At 40.3% G+C, this 11,709-nt stretch carries 11 protein-coding genes and 2 pseudogenes; 6 read left to right on the top strand and 7 right to left on the bottom strand.

Annotated features, from left to right (window positions below; genetic code table 11):
- Positions 1–48: 48 nt before the first annotated feature.
- Together ACT3QR_RS07315 and ACT3QR_RS07310 are read left to right on the top strand one after the other, a co-directional pair.
- Positions 49–750, top strand: coding sequence for an IS1 family transposase (locus ACT3QR_RS07315; RefSeq protein WP_444520693.1), 702 nt, complete (start codon positions 49–51; stop codon positions 748–750).
- A gap of 59 nt (positions 751–809) precedes the next feature.
- Positions 810–1,871, top strand: coding sequence for an ArsO family NAD(P)H-dependent flavin-containing monooxygenase (locus ACT3QR_RS07310; RefSeq protein ID WP_444520692.1), 1,062 nt, complete (start codon positions 810–812; stop codon positions 1,869–1,871).
- 12 nt (positions 1,872–1,883) lie between these two features.
- Here the strand turns inward: ACT3QR_RS07310 and ACT3QR_RS07305 are convergent.
- Together ACT3QR_RS07305 and ACT3QR_RS07300 are read right to left on the bottom strand one after the other, a co-directional pair.
- Positions 1,884–2,021, bottom strand: a pseudogene (locus ACT3QR_RS07305) (YnfA family protein); the annotation flags it as partial.
- Between the two features lie 352 nt (positions 2,022–2,373).
- On the bottom strand, positions 2,374–3,204 hold the full coding sequence (locus ACT3QR_RS07300; RefSeq protein ID WP_444520691.1) for a cation transporter: 831 nt from the start codon (positions 3,202–3,204) through the stop codon (positions 2,374–2,376).
- 76 nt (positions 3,205–3,280) lie between these two features.
- Between ACT3QR_RS07300 and ACT3QR_RS07295 the strand changes: the two are divergent.
- Positions 3,281–3,355, top strand: a pseudogene (locus tag ACT3QR_RS07295) (IS1 family transposase); the annotation flags it as partial.
- Between the two features lie 527 nt (positions 3,356–3,882).
- Here the strand turns inward: ACT3QR_RS07295 and ACT3QR_RS07290 are convergent.
- Positions 3,883–4,413, bottom strand: coding sequence for a hypothetical protein (locus tag ACT3QR_RS07290; protein WP_367111850.1), 531 nt, complete (start codon positions 4,411–4,413; stop codon positions 3,883–3,885).
- A gap of 295 nt (positions 4,414–4,708) precedes the next feature.
- Between ACT3QR_RS07290 and ACT3QR_RS07285 the strand changes: the two genes are divergently transcribed.
- Both ACT3QR_RS07285 and ACT3QR_RS07280 read left to right on the top strand, forming a co-directional pair.
- Entirely contained in the window at positions 4,709–6,064 is a 1,356-nt protein-coding gene (locus tag ACT3QR_RS07285; protein ID WP_444520690.1) for a serpin family protein, read from the top strand.
- Positions 6,065–6,525: 461 nt separating this feature from the next.
- The gene (locus tag ACT3QR_RS07280) at positions 6,526–7,035 is read left to right on the top strand and encodes a hypothetical protein (RefSeq protein WP_443552617.1); all 510 of its coding nucleotides are present in this window, start codon (positions 6,526–6,528) and stop codon (positions 7,033–7,035) included.
- 103 nt (positions 7,036–7,138) lie between these two features.
- Here the strand turns inward: ACT3QR_RS07280 and ACT3QR_RS07275 are convergent, their stop codons facing one another.
- The 4 genes from ACT3QR_RS07275 to ACT3QR_RS07260 form a co-directional block, all read right to left on the bottom strand.
- Positions 7,139–7,771 (bottom strand): recombinase family protein, encoded by a 633-nt coding sequence (locus ACT3QR_RS07275; protein ID WP_443552619.1) that lies wholly within the window; start codon positions 7,769–7,771, stop codon positions 7,139–7,141.
- Between the two features lie 117 nt (positions 7,772–7,888).
- Entirely contained in the window at positions 7,889–8,365 is a 477-nt protein-coding gene (locus tag ACT3QR_RS07270; protein ID WP_444520689.1) for a hypothetical protein, read from the bottom strand.
- A 36-nt stretch (positions 8,366–8,401) separates the two neighbouring features.
- Positions 8,402–8,887 (bottom strand): hypothetical protein, encoded by a 486-nt coding sequence (locus ACT3QR_RS07265; RefSeq protein WP_444520688.1) that lies wholly within the window; start codon positions 8,885–8,887, stop codon positions 8,402–8,404.
- A 358-nt stretch (positions 8,888–9,245) separates the two neighbouring features.
- Positions 9,246–10,310: a 2,3-butanediol dehydrogenase gene (locus tag ACT3QR_RS07260; protein WP_058023639.1), complete on the bottom strand. Its 1,065-nt coding sequence runs from the start codon at positions 10,308–10,310 to the stop codon at positions 9,246–9,248.
- 272 nt (positions 10,311–10,582) lie between these two features.
- On the opposite strand from ACT3QR_RS07260, the gene ACT3QR_RS07255 reads away from it, so the two are divergent.
- Positions 10,583–11,691 (top strand): IS3 family transposase gene (locus tag ACT3QR_RS07255; RefSeq protein WP_443552629.1). Its coding sequence is split into 2 segments (ribosomal slippage): positions 10,583–10,781 and positions 10,781–11,691, totalling 1,110 coding nucleotides; the frame shifts between segments, so codons are not numbered across the junction.
- Positions 11,692–11,709: the final 18 nt, after the last annotated feature.

Raw genomic sequence — 11,709 nt, 5'->3', positions numbered from 1 at the left:
GTAATAAAAGAAGGGTGACAGCCGAAGCAAGATGATATATTTGAGGTTATGAAGACACAAATACAGATCAATTGCCCCGACTGTCACAGTCCCAGTTTTTCGATACACGGCAAAAAAAGCTATGGCAAGCAGAACTATCAATGTAAGGACTGCAAACGCCAGTTTCTTGGCGATCATGCCCTAACTTATAACGGCTGTCACTCTAGAATAGAAGATAAAATACAGCTAATGACAGTGAGAGGCTGTGGCGTCAGAGACATTGCTATTATAGCCTCAGTTAGCATTGGTAAAGTGCTTAGCACCATAGGCTCATCTGTTTATAAGATTGCGCCTAAGAAGCGCTATTATGAACGCTTAGAGGTTGATGAGTTTTGGACTTACGTGTATCGCAAGAAGCGTAAAGTTTGGCTTATTTATGCTTATGACCGCGCTACCAATGAGATTGTCGCTTATGTCTGGGGCAAACGTGACCTGAAAACAGCTAAGAAGCTAAGAGCCCGTCTTAAACAACTGAAAGTCAGCTATGGCTCTATTAGCATGGATAACTGGGATAGCTTTATAACCGCATTCAAGCCTGACAAGAAACAAATCGGCAAGCAGCATACGGTAGGCATAGAAGGTAATAACTGTCGCCTTAGGCACCGATTGCGACGAGCCGTTCGAAAGACCTGCTGCTTCTCAAAGAAGTTTGATAACCACTTTAAGGTGTTTGATTTGGTATTCTTCTATGTCAATTATGGCTATGTCTGATGCCAGAATACTTTTTAGAACACCACCGATTTTTCTGGTAGCAGACACTAAGGAGCATTATGTCAATTAAAGTATTCGACACCATCATTATCGGCGGTGGTCAAGCCGGTTTAGCCGTTGGCTACTATCTGAGACGTGCGAAACTTGACTTCATCATTCTTGACAATCAAGACCAAAGTGGCGGCGCGTGGCAGCATACTTGGCCATCGTTACGCCTATTTTCTCCTGCTCTTATGAGCTCCTTGCCAGGTCGCTTGATGCCAAAAGCAAAAGATGGAGAGTATCCCCATAGAGACGAGGTCATCCATTACCTTGCTGACTACGAAGAACATTATAAGTTACCAATCTACCGACCTTATCAAGTCCAAAGCGTACAGCGTGATGATGAAAACAATTGCTTACGGGTGACTGATGGAAGTTTTACATGGTTGGCAAAAACCGTCGTGAGCGCAACGGGAACCTGGAGCAATCCTATAATTCCTTCTATCAAAGGTCAGCAAGCGTATCTTGGGGAGCAATGCCACTCCGCGCATTATGAAGGCCCAGACGCCTACAGAAATAAGCGCGTATTGGTAGTAGGTGGTGGTAATTCAGGTGCACAAATCTATGCGGAGCTGGCTGAAGTGGCTAACGCCAGCTGGGTAACACGTGAGCCCCCATTGTTTTTAGACGATGATGTCGATGGACGTGTCCTGTTTGAAAGAGCAACAGCACGTATTACTGGCAGCAATAATGGTGATCCTGAGGGCGGTATCGGTGATATCGTCATGGTGCCTCCCGTCAAGGCGGCACGTGACAAAGGTATCTTACATTCAGTACCTATGTTCAGCCAATTTACTCAACAAGGCGTCATTTGGGCTGATGGTAGTGAAGAAACGATAGATGCCGTTATTTGGTGTACTGGGTTTGAACCAAATCTTGACCATCTAGCACCTTTAAATGTCTTAGAAGCTGATGGAAAAGTGCAAGTTAAAGATGGGCAAGCGGTCAAGGAGCCTCGGTTATGGTTATTTGGTTATGGTGACTGGGCAAGCCCAGGTTCTGCCACTCTGATTGGTGCTGGACGCAGTGCTAGAGAGAATGTTCCCACTCTATTGGAGTTTTTAGCACGTGATGGTTAAAACAACCGTATCCTATGTATTGCGCGGTGCAAACATAATAATAGCCATACCTAGAAGTGCCACTGCTGTACCTAATATGTCCCATGTCGTTGGTCGAATACCATCAACAGCCCATAACCATAGAATTGCCATTGTTACATACACTCCACCAACTCGTCACCTACTAACAGATCTTGGCGGTCATAAAAGTTGCCCCAACGCTTATAATTATTATCCGTTCTCGACTCAGGGTTATAAGTAATGGCGATGTAGGTTTGAATTTTATTAGTGTCCTAAATTAGTTGACCACCACCAGATTCTTATCAAAGACTTCATCATCTATTATTCGCCAAACGGCAACTTGCTGATGGTCTTTGGTGGTGACTAGATTTAAAGTTTGTTCAATCATTGCTTGAGGTCTCATATCCTTATGATGTTTATTTGCTTCAAACCCAGTTACTTTACACTTAGCGGTTTAATTAAGCTACTTACTTGAGCTATTTGCTTCAGTTATTAGGCTTGGCTACTTACTCAACTTCAATATTCTAAAGGCGCCCTGAATAACTAAAGCAAATACGATGCTACCAATAATCAAATCAGGCGTACTAGAGTGTAACCAATTAACCAAAATCCCTGCAACAATTACCCCTAAATTGATAATCACATCGTTTGAAGTGAAAATCATACTGGCTTGCATATGGGCTTCTTCTTTGCTTTTCGATTTTTGTAGTAAATAGAGGCAAATCGAGTTTGCAATTAGCGCAAGAATCGATATGACTATCATGGTAGAAAAGTCAGGTAACTGCTCATTGCCAAAGAAACGTCTTAGTACTTCTAAAAAACCAAGAATCGCTAGCGTAATTTGAAAATATCCGGCAATTCTGGCAATTCGTTTTTTCTTAATGACCGTTCCACCGACCGCAAATAAGCTAATTCCGTACACGAAGCTATCTGCTAACATATCTAAGCTGTCGGCGACCAACCCCATTGAACGAGAAATCAGTCCCGTGCTCATTTCAATAATAAAGAAAGCAAAGTTAATGACCAGCACTATCCATAGTAGCTTTCTTTGCTCAGCATCTTTTTTGTGACTAGAGTCAGCATCAATTTTAAAATTATTGTTGGGATCAGAGGGGTCAATGGTTTCGGTCGAGAGTAGGGTGTCTCCTAATTTTAGGTCATGAATAGCAGTCTCTATCCCTTCTATATTGTCATTATGAAACACAGTTAATTGACGGTTAGGAATGTCGAACTCAAGATGTTCAATATTCGAGTGGCCCTCTAATTTCATTCGGATTAGGTTTTCCTCCGAAGGGCAGTCCATCTTCGATATTTTAAAAGTTGTTTTATTCATAGCTACATTTATATCCGGGTGGCGGTTCAAAAAGTAGGCTGGAAAAAAACAGGCTGAGAAATTGATAAATAGTGAAATGCAAATGACACTATACATCAAATGCCCAGCCTGTCTAAGTGACAATATAAAGAAAAATGGTTTCAAAAGCTATGCCTCTGCCTTACTAATAACAACCTAAGATCGAGGATTTACAGTTGGAGCCTACAGGCGTAAAAAGTTAAAAATACTAAATGACGCAGGAACGCATGCTGTTCTTAAAGTGTCTATTGCTCCTCTGAATTTTATTGAGTATACGTAGATGCATGTTTTGCTAATTTACATAATGTACAAGCATTGCGAGCACTACATTTTAATTTGATAAAGTCGCTTTTTTCTACAGCATAAGAATAATATTTACAATTGAAACAGAGACTTGCGGGGATAATTCTAGTTGTACAGAGTTTGGAAAAGTCCTCAGTCGGTAGGAATATGATCACAGCTTGGTAGGAATATGATCACGGATAACTTCCCTTATCAATAGGCTTATCCACAGCCAAATACCCACAAAAAAAGCCGCTAAAATTAGCGGCTTTTTTACATAGTTTAGGGGAATGACACAGAATTTTGAACACTACCTCGTAAACATGCTTTATGCTTTTTGAGGACTCCTAGTAAGCTTTGAAAGAGTAAAAAGTCACATTATCTACAAGCTTGATTGGCAGAAAACTTAGCTGAGTTACCAAAAGAGTCATAAACATCTGTAATCTTACATATTGCATTCTGGCAAGTTAACTCAAAATCTTTATAATCCACGAAATCAGCTGAATTAATATTTTCGTTTCCTTGAACCATAAGACTTGCTCTTACTTTACCATTATTAAGAAGTTGATAGCTTACTTCTGATACATCTTCGATAGAGTAAGCATTACCTACAGTTAGTTTAGGTATGTAACGCATATCACTACAGTTTGAAATTTCGTATTCATATCCTTCATATCTACTGAGTGCATCAGATTGGATCAATGCAATCGCGTTTTGTAGCTCTCTGTCTGAATATGCGAATACGGTATCTAGATCATCAGCTCTAGAATCTTTATAAAGTGCTGCTCTGATAGCATCGTCATACATCGTCTTAACTGTTGCTATTTTAAAACTTTCGTTATTAGAATTTGCATGTGTTGAGATGCTAATCATTACTAGTAAGGGTAGAACAAGTGTAAGTTTTTTCATAGTATCCATCTAATATTTATTACGCTCAAAAAATATGTACCTACGTTATATTACATACCCACACTTAGAGTTGAACAAGACCTTTAATTAGGACTAAGAGTCGGTATAGCTTATATGAAGCTTTAACGATAGCTCAGGTTTTTAATAGATACCAAATCCATTTCGCTATTTTCTTTGTAGTTAAATATTGTGCTCATAGATATGCTCCAATTAGTATTAGCATATGTTTACTGGATTCAGCCAAACCTTTATATATACTTAGAATATCATTCGAGTTTTGAAAGGATACAAAATCGTGAAAGGTAATAATCAATACGTTTATGAAAAGTCTACAAGTAAGCTCATTATGGGTATGTTTGCTTTGGGCAGCTTAATCGCCATGAGCGGTTGCAATAGCAGTCTTGTTGATAAGCAACCGACGCAAGTGGTGGATAATAAACCTATAGCAAGCAAGACTGAGAACGCTTCGCCGCCAAAGACTGAAAACAAATATATCGCCGCTGACGACTCTGCTTCGACAGCAGATGGTATCTCTCAAGTGGTTAGTGCCAACAACCAGTTTGCCATTGAGCTATATCAGCAAATAAATAAGCAGCCAAATCAGTTGAATAAAAACGTCTTTTTCTCACCCTATAGCTTGTCTACTGCAATGGCAATGCTCTATACCGCAGCAGAAGGGGAAACGAAGCAACAAATTCAAAAGACCTTTCATTATCCGACATCAGCTATCCTTAACCCCAATAGCGCAGCGCTATACAATCAATTTAATAAACCCAATCCAAATCATGAGTTAAGCACGGTTAATGACTTGTGGATGCGTCAAGGCTTGAGTCCCAATCAAACTTATTTGGATACCGTAAAACGTTATTATGGCGGTCAAGTCACCAATCTTGATTTCAAGAACAGTCCCGAGCCATCACGTCAGACTATCAATAAGACTATTGCCAAACATACCAAGCAGATGATTCTTGAGCTGCTACCAAGTGGTAGTATTGATCCTAGCACTGCTACGGTATTGACCAATGCGGTCTATTTTAAAGGTGATTGGAAAAAGCCGCTTTCAGTCAGAAATTGGGTTCAACCTTTTTATAATCTTGATGGCACAACGACTGATATCAATATGATGTATGAGACAGATACTTTCGGTTATGTAGAAGATGAGCAAGTACAAGTCCTGCAATTACCCTACAAGGGCGATGAGTTATCGATGCTAGTAGTCTTACCAAAATCAAAAGATGCTGTTGCTATGCAAAATCTAGTTAAGAATTTAAATACTACTCAAGTTAGCCGATGGACTGAAACGTTAGAGAAAAAAGAAATTTCCTTATATTTACCGAAATTTAAATTAGAAGAAAATTATCAGATGGAGTCGCTACTGACCAAGATGGGTATGCCGATAGCATTTGACAGCCATGCTGATTTCAGCTTATTCAATGAAAGATTGCCGTTAGTAGTGGACTCTGTTATTCATAAAGCGGTGGTTGAGGTTGATGAGAAAGGTACGGTAGCGGCTGCGGCTACAGCCATTGTTATAGATGTGACGTCTGCTTCATACAACGCTGAGTTTGAGGCTAATCATCCGTTTATATTTATGATTAAAGACAATAAAACCGATGCTATATTGTTCTTAGGGCAGGTAAATAAGCTTTAGTAGGAACTATCTCAATGAGGGTATACCTATTGTGAACCAATCAGGCTCATTCACTGGTTCGGTTCCCTAGTGAGGACTTGAGGTCAGCACGTATGTTATTGATTAAGAAATTAATATTGATTGATGGTCTTTCTCGGTGTACTTTTGAGTGTACTGAACAAGATTTTATCTCTTTTCAATTTAGCAAAAAAGGTTGAGCATGACACTCAACCTTTTGATTAACTTAACGAGCTGATTGACAGCCTGGTCTATTCTTTAACTCAACAAAGCATACTGTCGGATGGTCATTATTAATGCCTCTAGGATAGAATTTAAAACCTTTATCTAACTGGCACTGTTCCTGTAAAACAATAGATTGTATTGATTTATCATGGTTTTTACGATGGAATGAGTGGCGGCAACATGGTTAAAGTTTCTGGGGAAAAGCGGCGGAAAATACTGAACGCATTGGGCATAACGAAATGAAAAATATCGTTTCTATTATAAGGACTGTCTTTATTACAATAGTGATATCATTTTTTTTACTAATCTGGTGGACTTTTTATACAGAAGGTGATTTAGGATTTGGCGGTACAATACCAACAAGAGAAGACAGACCGTCAATGGAGGAAGTCACGTTATTATTAGATGACGTAACTAAAGGACTTCCTCCTGCAGAACGTAACGATGAAACATCAAAATTAGTGGTGCGATCTGCTATAAAGGAATATCGCGATCCAACACAGAAAACACTTGACCAATTAATGCAAAATGTTTCTGATCAAGATATCTGGACTAAAAATAATTTGAAAGAGTATGGTGAGTATGATTATTGCTATGGTAAATATCGACTTGTTATTAATCATGAAATTAACGATTACACGACAATAGGTAAAGGTAGAAGCAACTTATTGACCGTGCAGGTCTCTTGGACAGCTTCTAGTCCTTGCCGTAAATCCTATCTTGAGCGTTTAAATCCTAAAGTTTCTTAAATGAATTTTAGCTGTAATTTAGATATATCCCAGCGGAACTATCTAAAAAGGCTCATTAATCAATTAATAGACTACTCATAGTAGACTGCTGTAGTGGAACCACTTAATGAGTACTGAGCATTTTTGGTCTTTCCTTAGCTACATCAGCGATTAGATGCCGTGAGCACTTGGTCATTTTTTGAATATCAGAATAGCTATGACCTGATTTGAGCAGACTGGCAATAATCTTACGCTTCTCCATATCTTTCCTGCGTCCTGAATACTTACCTTCTGCCTTAGCACGAGCAATCCCTTGCATCTGACGGTTACGGCGATCCTCATAATCTTTTCGAGCAATGGCTGCGAGCATATCCAGCATCATCGAGTTAATGGCCTGCAATACACTGCTCATAAATTCAGTGCTGCTTTCAGATTGAAGCGCCATATATGAGGTCGGCAGCTCTTTTGATACGATAGAGAGCTTTTTTTCTGACAGCATTCTTTTAAGCGTATCCCAGTCAGCTTGATTCAAACGTGCCAAGCGATCAATTTGCTCAACTAAGATCACATCGCCCTTATGAGCATCTTCAATCAGCTGCATAAGTTTTGGTCGCGCCAAGATAGCTCCTGATTCATTTTCGACATAGAAGGCAGCAATTTTGTGGCCATGATCGTTGGCAAATGCTATGAGTTCGCTTTTGGCACGTTTAGCGTCTTGTTCTTTGGTTGACGCTCGTAGATACGCTCTGATAAACATAAACACCTAAAATAGTCTGTTATAAGTGGTTCCATTATATCAGTCTGTTTTAAGTGGTCTGTTAATAGGTTTGAAGGGTGAAATAGCTGGTTCCGCTAGGGTATACTTTATTTGTTTTTAATCGAAAAAAGTACCTATCTTTGCAATAGATGGCGTTAAGCATTTTTTATCACCTTGTTTTTCATATTCTGCACCCCCCACTGTGTTGGGGGCATAGCGTTTGTATGAACCATTTGTGCTTATATAGTCCCCCATGTTAAAAATACGACCATTAAGATTTAGTGTTTTGGTGGCTTCATCCCAAGTAACGATGCCTTTTGGAAACTCAGGGAATGCTGCGGTATAAAATTTACGATCACTGCCAATTAAATAAAGACAGTGGTCTCTCCAGACGAAATTACCTCTTACTATTGAGGCAGCTTGAGATTGATGAATGGGGTCAACATAATAAGTAAAAATGCTGGTTTTTGGCTCAGGCTCTACGACTTCTTGAACAGGCTTTATCACTACCACTGATTCAACTGAAGTAGCTACAGGAGCTGTCGTACAACCTACTAAAAACAGGCTTGCTAACGCTAATAAGCTCTTTTGCATTTTTTATTCTCCATAACATAATGGCTCAGTACTAAGTTATTTATTCCCCAAACTCATAGTCCCCACTTTTACCTGAGTGGGTGCTAAACATTTTGTGTTGCCTTGCTTCTCATATTCTGCATCACCAACTGAGTTAGGGACATAATCCTGATATCCACCGTTGGTATAGATAGGATCCCCCATGTTAAAAATATGTCCATCAAGATTTATTATTTTAGTAGATTCATCCCACTTTACTAAGCCTTTTGGATATTTAGGAAATAAGGGTGTCATATACTCTCCATTATTATCTACTAAATAAAGACAACCATCCTTCCACTCAAACTTACCACTTACTACTGCCGCTGGTTGAGCAGGACGGTTTTGATCAACATCATAATAATAAATATTAGTTTTTTGCTCAGGCTCTATGATCTCTTGAACAGGTTTTATCACTGTCAATGGTTCAGGTGGGTTTGCTACAGGGGTTGTTGTACAACCTACTACTACAAGGCTTGCTAAAATAAAAAATATTTCTCTCATCTTTATCCTCCAATTTCTTGGGGCACACTCGATATTTGATATTTAAAAGTACACTGCCATGTACACTGAGTTCATATAAATGGATTAGAGTACTGATACCAATGGCTCACAGTCTAAAATTCAAGTCCTCACTAGGGAACCGAACCAGTGAAAGCACTTGACTGGTTCGCTAGGGTATACCCTAAAAAACTTCCGCCAGTTGTCTGATTAAAATCTCCCAAGTTTAAGTGTACGGGATTGACAGCAGGGATCAGTGTGTCTAAGGCTTCCTAGGTAGATTTGGGCAACTTGAGGTTTGGTAAATTCTAACGTACGGATTAAAACCACCTAGCTAGCCGGATATCCCTTGCCTTACTATTTACAGGTTCGGGTTCACAATAATTTTCACTGCTGATTCATTGTTGTGAATTAAAGTCTCAAAGCCTTTAGCAATCAAGTCATCCAATTTGATACGTTGAGTAATAAAGGGCTCAAGGTTCACTAAGCCATCTTCGACCAATTTGATGGTTTCTTGATGATTGTTTACATAACCAATAGTCCCACGTACATCGAGCTCCTTCATGACTACGCTATGTACATTTACGGAAGCTGGGTGGCTCCAGATAGAGACAATCACAACCACACCAGTAGGTTTAGTAAGTTCAACCAGCGAGTCCAATACCTTATTGACGCTGGTGCATTCAAAAGCCACGTCCACACCGCGGTTATCCGTAAGCATCATGACTTCTTCAGTCAAATCTACTTCAGTCGGATCTAAAATGTAATCGGCAATCCCACTTTCTTTAGCCTTCTCTTTGCGCTTGGTACTCAATTCAGTGAGAATGACGGTAATGCCTTTGGCTTTTAAAACTGCCGCCAATAACAATCCAATCGGACCACCGCCACCGACCAAAGCAACATCACCTGCTTTGGCGCCACTGCGCACAAAAGCATGATAGCCAACGGCTAACGGTTCAATCAAGGCTGCTTGATCTAATGGTATTTTATTAGAGATAGGATGTACCCAGCGGCGCTTGACCGCAATTTTTTCAGACAAACCACCACCGCGACCACCAAGACCAATGAAGTTCATATCTTTTGATAAGTGATAATTCTCACCAGGCGCGGTAGAAACATCATCAGCGATAATATATGGTTCAACCACGACATGCTGACCGATCTCAATATCATCAACACCCTCACCAATAGCATAAACGACGCCTGAGAATTCATGACCCATAGTGATTGGGGCAGACTCTCCTGAGATTGGGTGAGGATGACCGCAAGGGGGAATAAAAATAGGACCTTCCATAAACTCATGCAAGTCGGTACCACAGATGCCACACCAAGCGACATCGATTCCAACGGTACCCGACTCTACAGTAGGCTCTGGAATATCTTCAATACGAATATCGCCTTTGTCATAAAAACGTGCCGCTTTCATATAAATCTCCTTTGATTGTCATTAAAAAAATATTGGATGGTGCATCAAAAATTATGCTGGCATCAAACGTAGCCATAATGGATGATTGTAAATATTTGGCTGAGCAGATAAAAAATAGGCATAGATGCCCTAACCTCAAAATCATTATCCACTGCCAAAGCAAGATTGCAACCGTGAGCTACACACATATAAGCCTAAGAGAACGATATCAGATTTATGGCATTAAAAGGGCATAACATGGCAGTCAATTTGTAGTAGAAGCTGTCAAAAAGATAACAGACAACAATCGTAACTTGAGTGCAACTGTTCAGCAGCTCGAAATAGAGATGCAAACGCTCTCAAATTGGCATAACAAAGCCAATCAAGGCAAGCTTGTAGGAACAAAGCAGTATGACCCTGAACTTATGAGTGCGCTTGAAGAGGTAAAACGCCTAAAGCGACAGCTTAAAGTTGCCGAAGAGGAGCGCGAGATCTTAAAAAAGGCGACGGCGTACTTCGCGAAAAACAGTTAGTAAAGTACGCCTTTATCAAAGACAACCAGCAAATCTTTAGCATCAGTAGGATGTGCCGCGTACTTAGCGTTAAACCATCGAGCTACTACGACTGGCTGAGTCGTGATATCAGCTGTCAGCAGGTACACCGTAATCAGTGCGAGCTACTAGTTAAAGCCGCTCATAGTGAGACTCATGAGCGCTATGGTGTTGAGCGTCTGCATGCAACGCTCACCGAGCAAGGGTATGATATTAGTCTATACATGGTCAGAAGCATCAAAGAGGAACACGGCATCAAATGCCGTCGTCATAAGCGCTTTAAAGTCACCACTGACTCTAATCATCACAAACTGGTCTATCCAAACGTGCTCGATCAGAAGTTTGACACCAGTCGCCCTAACCAAGCATGGGTAAGCGATATTACTTATATCTGGACACATGAGGGCTGGTTGTATTTAGCGGGAGTCAAAGACTTATATACCAAAGAGCTGGTCGGCTATGCGATCAACAAACGCATGACCGCAGATTTGGTCTGTCGCGCATTGAACATGGCCATCAGGAATAAACGTCCAAACAAAGGGCTAATCGTTCACTCTGACAGAGGCAGCCAGTATTGCAGCCATGCCTACCACAAGATCGTTAAGCAGCATCAGTTTACAGGTTCAATGAGCGCTAAAGGTAATTGCTTCGACAATGCTCCAATAGAAAGCTTCTGGGGCATATTGAAGAATGAGTTGGTATATCATAAGGATTATAAAACTAGATTTGCCGCCATTACCGATATCATTAGATACATCGAGCTATATTACAACCAGACTAGGATTCAAAAGGGCTTGAGCTATAAATCGCCAAGACAGATGTGGTTTGATTATTATCGTCAAGCTGCGTAACTAAAATCTCCCAAGTTT

The sequence above is a fragment of the Psychrobacter sp. AOP7-B1-25 genome (genome assembly GCF_052376195.1).
Classification (GTDB): Bacteria; Pseudomonadota; Gammaproteobacteria; order Pseudomonadales; family Moraxellaceae; genus Psychrobacter.
The sequence above is the reverse complement of the archived record's forward strand: the minus strand, read 5'-3'. Positions and strand labels throughout refer to the sequence as shown.